8 protein-coding genes are annotated in these 18453 nt (G+C 54.1%); 4 read left to right on the top strand and 4 right to left on the bottom strand.

The features are described 5' to 3' along the window. Positions 1–10 precede the first annotated feature (10 nt). Positions 11–1648 carry an MATE family efflux transporter gene (locus tag MXE39_RS10095; protein ID WP_246977225.1) on the top strand — a complete coding sequence of 546 codons (1638 nt, stop codon included), beginning with the start codon at positions 11–13 and terminating at the stop codon, positions 1646–1648. A gap of 1035 nt (positions 1649–2683) precedes the next feature. Here MXE39_RS10095 and MXE39_RS10090 read toward each other — a convergent pair. The 4 genes from MXE39_RS10090 to MXE39_RS10075 form a co-directional block, all read right to left on the bottom strand. After that, a complete protein-coding gene (locus MXE39_RS10090; RefSeq protein WP_246977224.1) occupies positions 2684–4003 on the bottom strand; it encodes a hypothetical protein in 1320 nt (439 codons plus the stop codon). A 1226-nt stretch (positions 4004–5229) separates the two neighbouring features. Continuing rightward, positions 5230–5613 carry a hypothetical protein gene (locus tag MXE39_RS10085; RefSeq protein ID WP_246977223.1) on the bottom strand — a complete coding sequence of 128 codons (384 nt, stop codon included), beginning with the start codon at positions 5611–5613 and terminating at the stop codon, positions 5230–5232. 192 nt (positions 5614–5805) lie between these two features. Beyond that, the gene (locus tag MXE39_RS10080) at positions 5806–10146 is read right to left on the bottom strand and encodes a hypothetical protein (protein WP_246977222.1); all 4341 of its coding nucleotides are present in this window, start codon (positions 10144–10146) and stop codon (positions 5806–5808) included. Between the two features lie 740 nt (positions 10147–10886). Continuing rightward, positions 10887–11855: a L,D-transpeptidase family protein gene (locus tag MXE39_RS10075; RefSeq protein ID WP_246977221.1), complete on the bottom strand. Its 969-nt coding sequence runs from the start codon at positions 11853–11855 to the stop codon at positions 10887–10889. A 1181-nt stretch (positions 11856–13036) separates the two neighbouring features. Between MXE39_RS10075 and leuS the strand changes: the two genes are divergently transcribed. The 3 genes from leuS to MXE39_RS10060 all read left to right on the top strand — a co-directional run bounded on the left by leuS (position 13037) and on the right by MXE39_RS10060 (position 18410). Further along, positions 13037–15625: a leucine--tRNA ligase gene (gene leuS / locus MXE39_RS10070; RefSeq protein WP_246977220.1), complete on the top strand. Its 2589-nt coding sequence runs from the start codon at positions 13037–13039 to the stop codon at positions 15623–15625. A gap of 305 nt (positions 15626–15930) precedes the next feature. After that, complete coding sequence (lptE, locus tag MXE39_RS10065; RefSeq protein ID WP_246977219.1) at positions 15931–16881, top strand: LPS assembly lipoprotein LptE; 951 nt, start codon at positions 15931–15933, stop codon at positions 16879–16881. 323 nt (positions 16882–17204) lie between these two features. After that, positions 17205–18410 (top strand): hypothetical protein, encoded by a 1206-nt coding sequence (locus MXE39_RS10060; protein WP_246977218.1) that lies wholly within the window; start codon positions 17205–17207, stop codon positions 18408–18410. Positions 18411–18453: the final 43 nt, after the last annotated feature.

The following is an 18453-nucleotide window of genomic DNA, read 5'->3' as shown; positions in this document are numbered from 1 at the left end:
ACATTAATTTATGGAAAACACCATTAAGCCTCAGAGCAGCAACAGCAGTGCTGCCCAGATGGAAATTGTTCCTGGTTATGGCCAGGATATCAGAAGAACCTTCAAGCTGTTCTGGCCTATCTTCCTTGGTCAGATTGCTACTACTGCCATGTCCGTGGCCGACACTGTCATGTCGGGTATTGCCGGATCAGTGCAGCTTGCCGGTGTGGCTATCGGCACCTCTTTTTATCTGCCGGCCGTGCTCTTTATCGTAGGCATGTCGCTGGCCATTCAGCCTACAGTAGCTCAGCTGCGCGGATCAGGACATACAGAGCTCATTGCCCGCAAGATGCATCTTGCCACCGTGATTATTCTGGTAACTTCGGTGATTATCGGCATCATGGTCAGCCTTATGCCTCTGATTTACCGCTTTATGCCTGATGTTGACCAGGAAATGGTCAGGGTAGGTCAGGGTTATCTCATTGCTGTAGCCCTCGGTATGCCGGGATTTGCCATGTTTAATATTCTGCGTGGCTACTGGGAGGGACTGGGCAACACACTGCCATCATCAGTATTTGGCATCCTTGCCCTGGTGCTCAACGTTCCCCTCAACTACATCTTTATTTTCGGCAAATTCGGCGCTCCGGAACTGGGCGGTATTGGCTGTGGCGTAGCAACCACTGTTGCTATCTACATTTCTGTGATCTTCATGTTAATCTACATCAAGACCTCAAAGTTCTACGCCCGCTACCGCATTTACGAGCACATGTTCAAAATCACAGCCAAAGAGGTCAAGGAGTTTCTGCACTTTGGTTTCCCTCTGGCTCTGTCTACCACTATTGAAGTAACCTGCTTCTCCCTGGTAGCCGTGCTGCTCTCTCCTTTTGGACCTGTAGTAGTAGCAAGCCATACAGTTGCCATGAACGTGTCGGCCATTATCTTCATGATTCCTATGGCCATTGCCTCAGCTACCACCATACGTGTGGGTGAAGCCATGGGTGCCGGTCACTGGCTGCGTGCTCAGCGCACCGCCATCGGTGCCATCATCATGGGCCTGTTCTTCTACGTGCTGTGCTTTATCATTGTCATTGCCTTCCACGACCCTATTATCGACATGTATACCGATGATCCTGACGTCTTTGTGCTGGGCTCCACTCTGCTGCTGTACTGCGCTGCTTTTCTGCTGCCTGACAGCCTGCAGGTAATTGGCATTGGCATTCTACGCGGCTTTAAGGACTCCCGCACTATCTTCATCATCACCATTGTGGCCTACTGGATTGTAGGCATGCCTGTGGGCTATACCCTGGGATATGGTCTGACTGGTGAACCTATGGCGGCTCAGGGCTTCTGGATTGGCTTTATCTGTGCCCTTACAGCAGCCTGTCTGCTTTATCTGGCCCGTACTTTCTATCTGTTCAGGACCAGAAAACTGCCAAAGACCTTTGTCCTGTCCAGCTCGGACGTCATGGATGAAGTACGCGAAGAAGTTATGAAGAGCAACGAGCAGGCAGAGCGCGACTTCCTTGCCCAGTCAGGCCACCAGGCCTCCGCTGACGCCAATATGATCGCGTCCTCGCAGTATGCCACCGGCTCAGCCAGCACAGCTGCAGCAACCGCCGCTCAAGCGGCTGACAACGGCAGCCAGTCATATGAGCAAAGTGGACGCTAATAAAGCGGTCACAGCCTTGATAATAATCGCGCAACTCCATGCGCACTGACCGTTAATCCGGTTCAAGCTCAAAGGGCCTGACAGTATTACTGTCAGGCCCTTTTTCATTACAAAACAAGTTGTAAATTATTTGCCAGAACAGGTGCAGGACGGGCACGCGTCTCTATGAGCGACAGCACGTAGCTGCCGCCACCTTTGTCATTACTGTCACTGCCTGCTCCCCTCAATACTCATCTCAAGCCCAAATTATGACTGCCTGCCATCAGCCCACCGTATCCAATATAGCAGAGCGTTACAATTAACTGCCTGATGTTCAAATACTCGTTGAGCTAAGATGCAGTGCATAACTGTGGGCATAAGAGCCTGACAACAGTATGAGTAAATTTGCCTGGCATGACGCGGCATAGCATAGCCTGCGTGGCGTGCATGGCATGACGCAGCATAGCATAGCCTGCTTGGCGTCGTTTGCATGGCATAGCCTGCGTGGCGTCGCGGCATAGCATAGCCTGCGTGGCGTGCATGGCATTGAGTGGCGTGGCATGGCGACAAATGCAGCTTAAGGTTGAGAACTGACTGCGCGCATAAATCAACTGTCGACTATAAACTAACCTCAGGCCATGCGTTCATTCATGCATGCATGCATACATGGATGTATGGATGGATGCACGCTTCATCTTTACCACGAGACACGTGAGCCGGGAATTAATTCCCCATCATACCTGCATGATAATACTTTATAAAATATTTATTAGTTACAGTACATGATTAGCGCACGTAATGCTCCCTTATGGTGGGTGATGCTTAAGGGATCAGTCTGGAGATCCGGCTTTTATAACACTTTATAAAATGAAAGAGGGAGCACTCTTTTTATCGAATGCTCCCTCTGTGAGGTGATTATGGATTGTGCTTTAATGCAGCTCCAGGCTGCAGGTCTGTCCAGGGCCCCCGATCGGGGAGCCGTGGCGGTCAAAGCTGCTGTGACAGCATGACACTCAGGGCAACCGGAGCTGATATGGTGTTTTTGGCTGTGGCTGTTTAGCCCAGAGTCTGGATGGTTATTACAGTCATGGCGGTACTGTCAGGACCTGCCGGACGTGAGAATGAGTAGGACTGGCTGCTGGTTACACACTGCCACTTGTAATTGCCTTCCATCATCTGAACCTGATCAAGGCTGGTCTCGCCGAAGAACTCAATAAGGTCTTCGGTACATTCATTGATGTAATCTGCCTCACCTTCGGCACGGCATACGAACCAGTTGCAGATCAGGCACAGCTCACGGGCACTGCCGTAAACACTGGAGCCTGCATCTTCCCACCACTTGAGAATGGTGTCAAAGGCAAAATCAAGGCGCTGACGGTCCAGATAAACAATTGAGTGACGATAGAGTTCGTAATCAAAGTTTTCATGCTCAGTAGCCAGCTCCATGGTACGGCTGAGCTGATCACGGGTCAGACGCTTATGAGCTGAAATGGACTCATAGGCATCGTTAGGCAGCAGGAAATTCTGGGCATAGCTGTACACTACCGGTACGCCACGCTTGATGTAGTTTGCTACCTTGTTGTTGATATCAGCAAAGTTGCCTGCAATGATATCGTGATGGCTGGTAATGCCATAAGGGCCGGTCAGGAAGTAGTTCTGTTCAGCAAGGATATTTCTGATGCTCTTAAAACTCTGATCGTAACCCATGGCCTTGAGATTATCTGCTATGTCATACAGATCCATGATGGACCACATCAGAGGTGTTTTGTCAGAGCTGCCGCTGGAGCGCTGCAGAATCTGATTAATGGCGGCAATGAGATTAGGATCGCGATTGCCTGCCGGGGCGCGGATCAGATCAAGGGTATCCATGGCAGTACCGGTGAAGAAATTTTCACGCTTAATCTGATCACGTACCTTGTCAAATATGGACTGCACATGGCCGCGCTCTTCACCAGGGGCATGCTGATAACGCGTTGGATTTGGCTGGGCTGGAGTAATACCGTAACCTGCAGAGCTCTTGTAGGAGGCAGTCATGGCCTCAGGAGAATCTCCGGCAGCCACGGCAGCAGCAGCCTGTGGAACACGAACACGGCTCTGGCGTGGTCCACCAATAACACAGACCGCTCCATCAGGACGAGCTCCTACAACAGCTGTGCCGCGCAGTTTGGCCAGCTTGTTTTCAATAATGCTTTCGACCTTACGCTCACCAGCTGAGATCTGCTCACCGCTAAGACCGGTCATGAGGCTGATCATCTCAAATGATGCCGGGCCCTGCATTCTGATCAGGGCAGCCACCATGGCTCTGCGCCTGCTTTCATCTCCGGCGCAGACAGTATCAACAACCCAAAGAAATTCTCTAATCCTGTCTTTATCCATACACTCACCAGAAAATACCAGTTTACCAGGCCGTCCGATCCCCGCCGGCCGCACAAATCCAAAGTTTTACACCTAATTTAGCACATAGGCGTATGGCCCCGTCCTGCAGCTGACCCCTTTTGAGATCTGTGCCGCCTCATGGCCATGAACATTTTTACAAAATGTGCGCCTCCGCACTTTTGCAACAAATTATCATTTTTAAAAATAAAGCACATTCAGACGGGACCTTGAAGTCCTGTTACTAACACAGTGAAATATGTTGAATTGACCCTGATAATCAGGCTCGAGTATCGGAGCTTAAACTTAAGCAGCCCGTTACAGTCACAGCGTAGAGCCTGACGTGCCCAAAGAGCCATATCTGCAAAACTCAGGCCGTTTTTATTCAAAAAAGCCCATAGATACCGGCTTTTTGAGCGTTTATCCCATAAAAATGCCCGCTGTAAACATCAGCTATTAACATGACAGCCTGTTGTCTGAAGCAGCCCGAATCCCGGGAGTGCACTTTCGACCAGCAAAACAGGCAATACGCCAAAAAGCTGCCACATCAAAACATCAGCGCACCACCACCAGAACCAGCAGCCTCAGCACCAGCAGCTCCAGCAAGCCAGCCCCAATTGTGAGCAGGTTACTTTACTATACAATTTCACATGCACCTTGCACTTGTGTCTGCTGCCAGCAGATCATCCCGGAAACTCAGGCGTTAACACAGAGCACAAAGGCCACATAACAGCAAAAACACATGGCCGTGGCATCGCACATAAGACTTTATAAAGCGCGCAATAATCTACGCACGAAGCCTCACTACAGAGCTCTCAAAATCCACTCACACACAGCCTCCACACACCATCTGCCCATCCCATATGAGGCCCAGCCGCCCCGTACAGGAGCCCACGACACCGAATCGACCTGCCCGCCCGCCCTGATGCGACTCCAGATGCCACAGCATCAGGACTGATTGTTTTCCTGCACTCATGAGCTGACTTTTCCTGACCTGCATGTCATTTAATCTGTTGGCTTACTGTCACTGAACAGCATGATTCATACATGTCACTTTATAAAACAGTAAGCAGTATCAGCCTGCCCCTCCTGTGTTTACATGTTCTTACTGCCTGCAGGGCGGCCCCGCTTTGCAGGTGGCTCAGGTGGCAAAACCGATAAAGATGATGCATAAAGTTAAACAGAAAGTATCTGCTCCTGATGGTTGTCCGGGCTAAAGCCTGCTCCCACTAATCAGCATGGTGCCTGCGAAAGTTGTCATTGGGATACATATTGCCATTGGGCAGCAGCTGGCCAGTTGTGTAGCGGCGACGTCCGCCTGTAGACGGGTCTTTGTAGTAAACGGAGACCTCTTTGGAGTTCCTGTCGGCAGCAGCCAGGTCAGGTACAGTTATATCCTGCCTGTCTCTGTAGATATTTCCCATAAATATAGAGCCATGGTTCACGCAACATACATCAGGCTCCTGAACATTCAATGCCATATCAAGGCAGGCAAAAAGCCACACCTGTCGCTTATTTATCATGTTTGTCAGGTCGTTGCTCTTTAATATATGAATCAGATGTAAATTTTGCTTATGGTCAAAGGGGCGGCCCCCAAAAACAACAAAGCCCATATCCTGGCAACAGGTATGGGCAATGGATGATATTTTTCAAACGCCTATTTTACGCCTGCGCAGCCGCTGCGGATGAAACTGTCGCTGCGGCGCCAGTCTGACAGCGGGCAGCCGTTGCAGCTGCAGCGTGCAGCGGCAGCATGCAGCTGCATTGTGCTGCCTGCTTGCGCTGCGAGCTGTCAGGCCATGGCATCAGCTGGAGCTGTCGTTTTTACGGCTGGAGCTCAGTGAGAACCAGTGCAGATAGTACCACCCGTAGAAGCACAGTATGAGCACGGCAAGGCCAATGAAGGATACCCAGTAGCGCCATGGCTCTACGTCGGTGACGCTGGAGCGGCGGTCACTGGAGGCAAAGTTGCCAAAATGACAGCCCTTAGGGGTGCACTTGATCTCACGGCCGTAACCGCCGGCATTATCCCAAAGATAGTGAGGGAAGCGCAGCACAATGCCATCCTGAGCAAAGCGACGCGAGCACTGATCGACAAAGTTGGCCATGAAATTCATAAGGGCCTTAGGGTCAGCGCCCAGACGGCGCATGTCGATATAGCTCACGCCCGGCTCAATGGTCAGCTGATAATTGGAGGCTGAGAACTTGCCACTGTATGAAATTTCATCAAGTGGAGTACCGTCGGCATCAGCATCAACACGGATAGTGACATTACGGCCCAGACGGATATTGCCCTCCACATAGGTGTGGCTGGTCATGCCATTGACATAATCAAGCACGGAGTTGGAGCGCAGAATCAGTGTTTTAATCTGATTGATGGAGCCTGCCGGACCGTTGAGGCTGAGAATGCCGTTATAGACAGTGACACGGTTGGCTCTGACATTGCCAAGAACGGTAGATTTACCTGCAAAATTGCGTACATTCAGGGTTGAGCCTGAGATATCACCGGAGAGCACTACACGTGACTTTTCATTACCAAGGAAGGTATTGCGCTGACGGTCGGTCATCAACGGCTGATTGTTCTCATCAAGGAGTACGCCCAGATTGACATTGGTAGTCAGATGACGGTCGATAATGGTTCGGGCCGTGAGATCGGCTGTGCTTTCATCGCGCGGATACTGCAGAACGGCATCAAGAAGAGCACTGTTGCGGCCGTCATGAACGAGAATAATATCGCCCCTGCCATTGGCACGCGGATTCCAGGAAGAAAAAATGCCGCCATTGACCACAGCCTCAGAGGTGATGTGAATATTCTTCACAAAGGAGGACTCGTCAATCATAATGGCGGCCTGAGCTCCCTCAACCACACCATCGATAATGAGATCGCTTACGGCAGGACCATTGATATCATCGGTAAGAGGCACAGTAGCCGCCTCCTGGGCGTCAGCCTGACCATGCAGATAATCAAGAGTGCGCACACGGGCCCAGGAACCACGGTACTCAATGAGATCAGAGTAGATATTGGATCCCATGTCCACCTTGATGCCTACACCATGGCGGCCCATAGCTCCTACATAGCCTGAAATATAGGCACTGTTGTCACGGCCGTAAGTAAAGCCTATACCTGTCGAATCATTACCTGAGGTCACAATGGATGAGCCCGGGGTCTGCCAGTAATAATTGGAGCTGCCGTCAATACGCACTCCAACTGATCCCTCACCAATGGAGGAAACAATGGCATCATGCACTACGTCATTGTAAGAGCCGTAAATATGCACGCCTGTACCAAGAGGCATGCGTGATGGGCGCTTGACATTGTAGGTACCGGCCATGTGGTCATAAAAGGCATAAGGACGGCGGGCATAACGGGTGATGCGGTACTGTGGGGTTCCAAAGCTGTAAATGGAATTGCCAAAGAACTCACGAGGTTCGAGGCTGTAGCCCAGATCCGAGAGCAGTGCCATTTCAAGCTCGACAGGAAGAGTGTAATTCTTGTACTGATCGGCTGACAAAATGGTATTACGCAGCATCAGCACCGGACGGCCCAGACGGGTAAAGGTCAGAGGAATACCGTAGAGATCGACGGCCTTATCGATGCCATAGCCTGTGGCTACATAATTGCCGTCCTCATCAACACCACCACGACGGTCATGGCCGCTGACCACATCCATGTCAGCAGCCAGATCAATGAGCCTCTGCTCATCCACAGTGCTGCCCTCAGCAGAGCCGCCGGTGCTGCCTGCGCCGCCTGCGCCGGTGGCGCCTGCTGCAGCGCCTGTGGCGGCACCACCAGCCGCGCCTGCTACGGCACTGGCAGCAAGCACGGCAGCGGCTCCCTCAAGCTGCTGTACCTCACGGGCAGCCGCCTTATCTGCACCTGCAGCCGAAGCGGAGGTCGCTGCTGCGACAGATGCTGCATTGACTTCAGTTGACTGTGAGGCACGGGCCACCACATCAGGAACATGCTGCGAGGCTGTGCCCTGATGGCCATGAATTAAAGAAGCCAGATCAATACCGCGCTGATCGGTAAGCTGAGCCTGCTGATGCTGCTTTACCTTAATGGCCTCCTCAGAGGCGCGCCTGCTGGCCTCAGCTGCTGCCTGAGCACGCAGCAGTGCATCACGGGCCACGCCCTCATAGGCAAGAGCCTGAGGAGCGATATTTACGTCAGGCGTACCAAGATTGAGGGTACTGCGTGAGTGCAGATTGAACATACTGAGCTCATTGCCCGGACTCAACAGACGGTTGACCTCAAGACCAACAAAGTAAAGCTGGCAGCGCCTGTCAGCTGAAAAAGGAGTGCAGTCAGGCGCAATGGTTCGATAGCCCGTGTTCTCCCTGACAAACTGCTTGAGCTGCGGGGAATACAGATGACGGTCAAAGGAGTGCAGAGGAGCGGTAAAGACGTCCTCAGTCCCTGAGTAACCAGAATGAAAGCCAATCAGGCGCGCACCGGTATCCATGCCCTGAGCAAAGAAATTGGCCTTGAGCACATTAGGGGTAATCTGACGCGGCACGCCTGTATAAATACCCTCTTTCTGGATATCAGGAATAGGCATGGTCAGCAGCACAATACCGTTGTACTGCTGGTCACCACGGCACTTGCCCTTGAGATCGGCCTCAATATAACTAAGGCCGGCACAGGCCCCCTCAGTATGCAGGCGGTCGCGCACCATGGACAGATGATAAAGGGGATAGGAAGAGCTTGATCCGGTCAGGCTGACCATATTGCCATACTCACTGGCTGGCTTTTTCCTCTCAGCACCGGCTGCCACCATGCCCTGGCCATTTGCAGGGGCCTTGCCCTCAGCATGGGCCTTGCCCGCAGCATGGTCCTTGCCACTGGCACTGGCAGCAGCCCCGTCCTTGAGAGGATCGGGACCACGGCCCAGAGCTACGCCGGGACGCTCCTGGCTTAATTTGTGGGCATCGATAAAGAAGGTAGGAATACGATAGCTCGATGCCTGAGGGGTATACATGTGAAAGAGATAGGCAAGGAAGGAAATGCCTTTGTGCAGCTCTTCGGCCATGGCCTGCTGACGGCTTTCATAAGGAATGAGCATGCTGTCATCAAGCTTGCCCGGCAGAATATTAAGCAGCTCCTCAGATCCGTCTGCAGTGCTCATCAGTGTTTCCACATCACCAAAGACATGCAAATTGAGATAGCGGCTGTTGGCGGCGCTGATATCATCTACAGGATTGGCCTGAGCCCTGTTGATGCCAATTCCGAAGATACGGCGCAGCAGCGATGGCTGATCGTCTTTTTCAGCCACAGGGTCGCGCATGTTCTGATTGCCTGAGTAAACGGCAGCAGCACGGGCACTGGCGGCATCATTTTTGGCCGCATGTGAACGTGAGGCAGCATCCACAAGACGCTCTCCGGTCAGTGGACCGCGTCCAGGGCCGGACTCGGCCCCATTGCGCTCATGCAGTCCGTCCTGAGCTTTCTGAGCCTGCTTAAGATCAGCACTGGCCTGAGCCTGAGCCTGGGCCTGAGCATGGGCCTGAGCCTGAGCCTGGGCCTGAGCCTTGGCCTCCATGGCCTCCCTGGCCTGCTCTTCAAGACGGATAAGGGCCTGCTGGGCAGCAAGGCTCTGCGATCCCTTCATGGACATGTGACTGCCGTTGCCTGCAGCTGAGTCCTTGGCTGCGACGGCAGCACTGGCGGCAACCTCTGCTGGCGCTGCAGCTGAGACACTGCGGGCCTGTTCATAATCATGAACAGCCTTCAGATCACTTATCTCACCCTCAGCAGGTTCAATAAATTCATCGCCAGTATCTTTGCCTTCGGCAGTACGACGGTTGAGGTCAGCGGCAACCTGAGCCTGGCGGGAAATTTCACTGCGGGCCTTGGCACGGGCACGCTCAAGGGCCTGAGCACGCTCAGCCTCGAGATCGTTGATATGGGTGCCCTCATACTGGATATCATAATCAATGGCCAGGACGGCAGGACTGCTGAGCATCATGGCCAGCGCCAGTGACAGACAGCTGCGGCGCAGACCGGCCCCGGTACAGTTGCTGCCATACCCTGCGCCCTGTGCGGTATGGGCAGCACATGGTGAGAATGCATCACGCTCAGGTGCTGCACGCTCAGATCCATGAAGAACATAACGCACTGTGCTCTGCAAGGAGCGCAAAAGTTCCATACCAACCTCGAACAAGCCGGCCGCCAAGGGCCCCGCCGGCTCCAATATGATGCCAATAAGTAAAAGAAATGCTGCCCAGGCCGCACATAAAGCCGGACATAAAGCCGGCCAGGCTTTCGCCCCAGCGCCGCCGGCAACAGGGCAGCTGGCGACAGGCCTGCTGACGGCCGACCGTTATCGGGATTACACAGCGCAGCTCTTATTTAAGTACAGCAATGGTCCTGATGACAGATCGCAAACGCAGGCAAAAATCAAAAGGAAGTGTCCTGCATGGCTGGACGCTTACGCCTTGCCAAAGCTGCATGCCCCCCCTGTGTCCGCTGCAGCTGACGTCGCAGCAGTTCAGTTGCTGCAGCTGACGGCATCAGGACTGGCGGCGTCAGACAGGCCATATGACGGCCTGACTGGATGAGGTTTACGTTGCGGACAGCATGTGTTCAGCATGGAATGCCGGGTACTGGGAAAAGGCCGGCGTCCCAGGGCCTTTGCGCAGCGACCTGTCGGGCCGGAAATGACTTATCCTGGGGTCCATGTTGTGACCTGTGGGATCATACTCCAGTATGGCCATTTTTTCTAATTGAGCGGGCCTGAGCCCATAAGTTAAAACCCCGTCAGACTTATATGGTCGGACGGGGCTTTGGGGCTGAGGCCAGGTCTGCTGCCGTACCAGCAAGCCATGGGCGGCATGGCCGCCATGACCAGCCGGGCACAGCCTGGCAGAGCGTGCGGTGACAGGCGCTTTAGAAAGTGGCCGGGTTGAGGAGCACCACACGGCCGCTGCGCTCAGACAGGGCCTGCTGGAGGATTTCCTGATTGATTTCAGGACGCTTGAAGAACTCCTCCTGCTCTTTGGTAAAGGTAAATGGCAGGTTCTTGTCCAGAGTTTCAAATTCCTCTTCGTTCATTGACAGAGGCTGGTGAACCTCAATATAGAGATTGCCCTCGGCATCTTCGGCTGTCTTGATTGGCTCGTTGATAAACTGCACGCGTGTACCTACAGGGACATTGTTGTACAGGTATTCAATGTCCTCATTGCGCAGACGCACACAGCCATGACTTACGCGCAGGCCGATACCAAAGTCAGCATTGGTGCCGTGAATTGCGTACAGACGACCAATGTAGATAGCAAAAAGGCCCATAGGATTGTCAGGACCGGCTGGCCATACTTTTGGCAGAGTTTCACCACGGGCGGCGTACTCGGCATGCATTTTTGCTGTAGGTGTCCAGGTTGGATTGGCGCGCTTGCGCTCCACCCTGGTGGTCCAGTTAAGCGGAGTATCGGTACCAAGCTGACCAATACCAATTGGCAGCACCTCTACCTGATCATTGTGATAGTAGTACAGGCGCATTTCCGGGCTGTTTACGATAATGCCCTGGTGCAGGGTGTCAGGCAGGATAACGCGCTGAGGAATGATGAGATTGGTGCCATTGACCGGAACAATAGGATCGACGCCAGGATTGGCCTCGATAAGATTGGACAGGCCCAGCTGATAGCGTGAGGCCACAAACTCAAGAGTGGTAGTGCCACTGCGGGCAATCTGATAGGTGGTGTCCTCGCCTACTACCACAGTCTTTTCATCATATGGGTAGGCAGCTGCATGAACATTCATACTGGCACTAAAGGCGCCGGCTGTCAGCACCAGAGCGGCGCAGGAAAGTGCCATTTTGCCAAAGGCTCTATCTGACCATGAAGAGGAACAGCTGAACATAATCTCTTACCTGTATATCAATTCTTTTCTCTGCAGCCGGAGGCAGTGCTCTGAGCTCCCGCTCACCTGATTTACTGTCCGGCCGGTGATCACATTACCGGGCCCTGCAAGGCGCCCCAGGGTAAGTGAAATGCATGTGAATGCAGCCATAAAGAGCCTATCTTATCTTTAATACAAGCGCTTTTCCACTGTCAGAGCGCGCACCCGGTACAGCACGTGTTCGCTATCACGGCCCCTGGCCTCCAGACGTACGGCAGGTCACTGGCCGCCTGTCTGCGGCCAGTTAAGCCCTGCCAGCCCGACCGGGCTGTCAGGGCGGGCAGCCGTCCGGGCTGCCTGGTGGCCAGCTGTAACAGTGAGTATTTTCATCACCTGCCCGGCCGCCGGACTTACTGCTACTGCCCGGTTCTGACAGGTACTGACAGCGCGGGGATAAACATTATGGGACCGGCGCTGCAGCCGGTCCGATCCGGTCCTGCCCGGATGCCATTTGTGCCGGCTGCCTTTACGGCGCGCGGCAGTGCATGACTGTGCATGGCTGTGCACTATGGCAAGGCACAGGCTCTGATATGCACCATAATTGGGACTTGTCGGCGCTCACCTGCGTTTTGGCCGGGGCTGCCCATGCCGGAGCGCAGCTCAGGCTTCAGGCCGGACGGCGCCATTACGGCCCGGACAGTACTCCCGGCCGGGCCCTTACTGACGCGGCCGCTGCTGTGGCGACTGTGCAGCGACAGCGGGGCAACAGCCCGGCGACTGGGCGGCAGCTGCGGCCGGGTGGCTTTTTGCAATAGCCCTTAATTCTTTTGGGCAATCATGGCACAATATCCCATCTTAACAACAGTTAAGGTTGAGCAGTACCACGGCAGCCCTGCTGGCCCCATATTAAGAGGACCGGGCGTAGCCCCGGCAGACGACACGGCAGCAGCCGTGAGCGTACCCGGGCAGGTACCTAAGCTCAGTTGTCTGCACTGACACTGTGCCCGTTGCGTATTTACAGGCCCGGACGGGGCCGCAGTACGCAGTCAGGGTGCGGTTTCAGTCTAGACAAGTTAGCTTAGCTCAGCCTTAGAAACAGCCGTCCCGGAGGTACCGGGACGTAAGGCTGCGCCGGCCGGGCATCCCATGGACAGCCCGGCCGCTGTCAGCGAGATTTTGTGAAATTTTGGGAGCAAGTACCTATGGCAACCACCAATGTTGCATATAACCCGCAGGAGCTCGAGTCTGAGGTACAGAAGTACTGGGATGAGCACAAGACCTTCCAGGTGAAGGCAGATTCTGCCAAAGAGAAGTTCTACTGTCTTGTAATGTGGCCATACCCGTCAGGCCGACTGCACATGGGTCACGTTCGTAACTACACCATTGGTGACGTAATTGCCCGCTACCAGCGTCTTAACGGCAAGAATGTAATCAACCCTATGGGCTGGGACGCCTTTGGTCTGCCTGCCGAAAATGCCGCCATTCAGAACAATACCCATCCAGCAAAATGGACCTACGCCAATATTGACTACATGAAGCATCAGCTGGTCTCTCTTGGTCTGTCCTATGACTGGGCCCGTGAGATTCCATCCTGTGCTCCTGAGTACTACAAGTGGGAGCAGAAGTTCTTTACCGACCTGTACCGCAAGGGTCTTGCCTACAAGAAGGTTTCCAACGTCAACTGGTGTCCACACGACAAGACCGTGCTGGCCAATGAGCAGGTAGAAGACGGCTGCTGCTGGCGCTGTGGCACTGCCGTTGAGCTGCGTGAAATCCCTCAGTGGTATCTGAAGATTACCGACTATGCCCAGGAACTGCTTGACGATATTGACAAGCTCGAGGGCTGGCCAGAGCGCGTACGCACCATGCAGCGTAACTGGATTGGCCGCTCTGAGGGTCTTAATATCACCTTCAGCATTGAAAACTCCGATGAGACAGTAGAGGTTTACACCACTCGTCCTGATACCTTCATGGGTGTAACCTACATGGCTATTTCAGCAGGTCACCCTGTTGCAAAGCGTGCTGCTCAGAACAATCCTGAGCTTGCTGCATTCTGCCAGGAATGTCTGACTCACAAGTTTGCCGAGGCTGACATTGCCACCATGGAAAAGAAGGGCATGGCCACCGGCATTAATGCCATTCATCCTTTAACCGGTCAGCCTGTTCCTTTAATGGTAGCCAACTTCGTAATCATGGATTACGGCACCGGCGCTGTTATGGCTGTACCAGGCCACGATGAGCGTGACCATGAGTTTGCCAGCAAGTACGGTCTGCCTGTCAAGCAGGTTATCGCTCCTCTGGACGGCTCTGAAATCGACGTACAAAAAGAGGCCTATGTTGAGCATGGCAAAACTGTAAACTCAGGTGAGTTTGACGGCCTTGATTTCAAGGGCGCCTGGGAGGCTATTGCCAGCAAGCTCGAGAGCATGGGCATTGCAAAGCGTACCGTAAACTTCCGTCTGCGTGACTGGTGTATCTCCCGTCAGCGCTACTGGGGTGCTCCTATCCCAATGCTGACTGTTGAGGAGACAGGCGAGCTCGTACCTGAGGTCGAGGAAAATCTGCCGGTAATTCTGCCAGAGAACGTCAAGATCGACGGCGTTAACAATCCACTGACCACTGACCCTGAGTGGTACATGACCACTTACCAGGGCAAGGCCGCCCGTCGCGAGACCGATACCTTTGACACATTCATGGAGTCTTCCTGGTACTATGCCCGCTACTGCTCTGCTCACTGCACCACTGGCATGGTCGATGACGAGGTCAACTACTGGCTGCCAGTAGATCAGTACATTGGCGGTATTGAGCACGCTGTTATGCACCTGCTCTACTCACGCTTCTTCCACAAGTTAATGCGTGATGCCGGTCTGGTTAAGGGTGATGAGCCATTCAAGCGTCTGCTCTGCCAGGGCATGGTGCTGGCTGATGCCTTCTACTATGTCAAGGACGGTACCAAAGTATGGGTAAGCCCGCTCAAGGCTAAGGTTACCCGTGATGAAAAGGGCAACATTATCGAGGCTGTGGATGATGAGGGTAACTCCCTGACCCACGCCGGCATGATCAAGATGTCCAAGTCCAAGAACAACGGCATCGATCCTGAGGATATGGTCAAGCTCTACGGCGCTGACACCGTACGTCTGTTCATGATGTTTGCCTCCCCTGCCGAGCTGACCCTCGAGTGGCGTCAGTCCGGTGTTGAGGGTGCCCGCCGCTTCATTCTCAAGCTGTGGAACCAGGTAAACGATCTCATCGCTTCAGGTCCACGTGTGGAGCTGGACAAGAGCAAGCTCGATGCAAAGGGCCGCAAGCTGCGCCACATGCTGCACACCACCATTGAGAAAGTAACCGACGACATTGGCCGTCGTCAGACTTTCAATACCGCCATTGCCGCCATTATGGAGCTGCTCAATGAGACTGCCCGTTACGATGGTGATGACGAGACTGCACGTGCTCTGCGCTACGAGATTTACAACACTGTAGTGGTCATGCTCTACCCTATTATTCCTCATATGTGCTTCAAGCTCTATGAGATGCTGGGTAACACTGACGAGCTCGATGAGACCGCTACCTGGCCGGTAGCCGATCCTGATGCCTTAAAGGCCGAGGATCTGCTTATCGTAGTTCAGGTCAACGGCAAGCTGCGCGCCAAGATCACTGTTGATGCCAACATGTCAGAAGATGACATTAAGGCTGCAGCTCTGGCAGATGAGGCCGTAGCCCGCAACCTCGAGGGCAAGGAGCCTAAGAAGGTAATTTACGTCAAGGGCCGTCTGGTCAATATCGTAATTTAATACAGTGCCCGCGCTGCACCTGGCGCCGGGCCAGAGCCCGGCCCCTGCAGCGTCTGCATGCCCACAGCCCGCCTTTATGGCGGGCTTTTTTATGCCCCCATGTGGCATTATAATGAGCACTCATTCATATATCAGGGCTCACGGCCCCTAAGTGCCGGTGCCGGTGCCGCCGCGCTTCAGGCGGCAGCTCCAGGCACATGGCCACCTGGCCGTGGCCACAGGCTCAGCCTGATGGTCAGGCCATGGCCGCCCCCTGCCAGGCCTGAAGGCCTGCACAGACAGTTTTATCGTGGAGTTAAACCACTATGCTCTCAGGAATTTTTTCATCAGCTCCGGCAGCACTGCGTCGCAGTACCTCTGTGCTCGGCCGCGTCCTTGCCGCGCCGCTGCGTGCCTTTGCCATGACAGGCCGCGCCGCCTCAATGCCTGTACGCATGCTGGCCGTGGCCGCCGCCACCGGAGTACTGGTAAGTGGCTGTGGCTTTAATCTGCCCAATCAGGCCCCTCTTGATGAAACCATTCCTGAAATTGTAGTCACAGGTGATTACAACAGTGACTTCTACCGCAAGGTAATTTTGCGCCTCAAGGCCAATGGCGTACGTGTCCATGCCCAGTCGTCAGACTATGAGCCGGAAAATAACGGCACCATCCCAAGCCTGATGATTCCTCATCCTGACATTTCCGACAATGTGGTATCGGTAAACTCCCGTGCCCAGGCCATTGAAAATGCCATTGTGATTTACGTGGCCGCCACCCTGAGCGTACCTAATCACCGTCCTATAGTGATGCGCAACTCCATTACCCGCTCAGTACTTAACAAGCCAGGTCAGTCTCTGGCAGCTGACACTGAAAAGAGTACAGTTATTGAAGAAACCTTAAGCCAGCTGGCTGACGACCTGGTCTTCCGTCTTGGCTATCTGGGCCGCTCTACCGACCCTGATGTGGCCGTGCCTCAGCCTTATGAGCTGCTATCTTCCGATGAGGAAAGCATCGATCCGGGCGAGCGCTCTACCGGCATGACTCTCATTGAGGCCCTGCAGGCACAGGACAGCTACGAAAGCGCCACCGGCACTGTTGTGACCCTCGATCAGCTCGACAATGGCAATGCCCTGCTGCGCCGTACTCCGGCCACCGCAGCTCCTGTTGGCGCGCCACTGCCAGGAGATCCTGGTGAGCATGTACGCAAGGCCCGCAAGTGGGAGCTGCCTGATGTGCGCCCTGAGCGTCTGCACAAGGCACCAGTAGCACCATACTGATGTCCAGCCCCATTGAGGGCCGTCCGTAGCCCTGCCCCTGAGGCCTGCAGCAAGAAGGGTGCCGCCTGCCGGAGACCTCCTGCAGGCGCGTCAGCGCATGATGGGGCTATGCATGCTGTGGCAGCACACGCTGCCGCAGGCAGCGGCGACCGGTACGTGATATTTATTCATTGTGAGCCAGCCTGAGTGCCGGGCACTGAAGTGCCATGCAATCAGGCTTCACTGTCATAAAGAGGCATGCAGCGCGCCCTGACCAGGTCAGGCGCGCAGCGTGTAACCTGCCATCAGGCGCCTGTGCGCCCCTGAGCCTGAGGAAAAGCACTATGGCCTCCACTAAAACTGCCCAGAGCGATATTTACCTTATCTGCTGTGATGATCCCATGCTCAGGCTGGAGCGCTCTACGGACCTGATTACCAGAGCCCGCAAGGCCATGCCTGATGCCGAGTTTCTGCTCTACACATTTTCGGAAATCAGCGGGCCCGGTGGCCCCAACCTCAAGGAAATTGAGTCGGAAATGGCCGATCCCGGCCTTTTTGGCGGAGACCGCATTATCAAGATTGTGCTCAGGGACTATGATGCCACTGCCGTAGAGCTCTTTAAGGTTATTGCCGCTTCTTTCCGTCCCGGCCTCTTTGTCATTGTGGAAATGAACCGCATTAACGCCTCACTTAACAAATGCGAGCCTAAAAACCCTGATGAGCTGCGCAAATTTGCCAGCTTTGTGGCCGGTTCCGATGGTGCCCGCGCTCTTGAGCAACAGAACAGCGGCAAGAAAAAGAAAGAGAGCCGTGGTACCCGTGGCGGCATTGAGGCCCGCAAAAAGGAGGCCCTTGCCTGGCTTAAGGGAGCCGGTGCCAGCATTGAAATTATCTATCCGCCTGAGGGCGAGCAGCTTAAGAGCTGGATTACCACTGATGCCCGCAAATATGGTCTGACCATCAGCCCTGAGGCCCTTGATTACATTGCCAGCGCCTGTGACAACAATCTTATGGTCATAGACCAGTCCCTGCAGCTCATGCAGCTGCTCAGATCGGAAAGCTCCACCTCAGGCCCGCTTACTCTTGATGAGGCCGATACCTACTTTGCTCAGGATGCCCGCTATACAGGCTATGAGCTGCCGGTAGCCATACTCAATGCCGAGCCGCTCAAGTCCCTCAATATCATCAGCTCATTCTGCTCAGCAGAAAATTCAGGCCTGAACACAGCCCTAAACCTGCTCATCATGCGCCTTGATGAAAGCCTCAATGCCGTATACAGAGGCAAGATGGAAAACATAGGCAATGCCGACGATCGCAGCATTACGGCCTTTTTCATGAAGAACAATATCAAGGTACGTCAGGCTCAGGACGCCCATCTCAAGGCTATCAGAAAGATGCCGGTTGAAATGCTCAACTTCCTTACCAGCTGCCTTGCCGAAGCATCCCAGGCCTACTCCAATTATGATCTGGAGCGCGCCTACCTGGCCCTGCAGCGCATGGCCCTGGGCCGCCACCGTGAGGCCCACTGCCTCAACACCACCTTTGCCTGATCTGCCCACCTGCCATGGCCACCTGCCATGGCAAGGACCATAG

It is taken from the genome of Anaerobiospirillum sp. NML120511 (assembly GCF_023050955.1).
In the GTDB taxonomy this organism is placed as follows: Bacteria; Pseudomonadota; Gammaproteobacteria; order Enterobacterales; family Succinivibrionaceae; genus Anaerobiospirillum.
The sequence above is the reverse complement of the archived record's forward strand: the minus strand, read 5'-3'. Positions and strand labels throughout refer to the sequence as shown.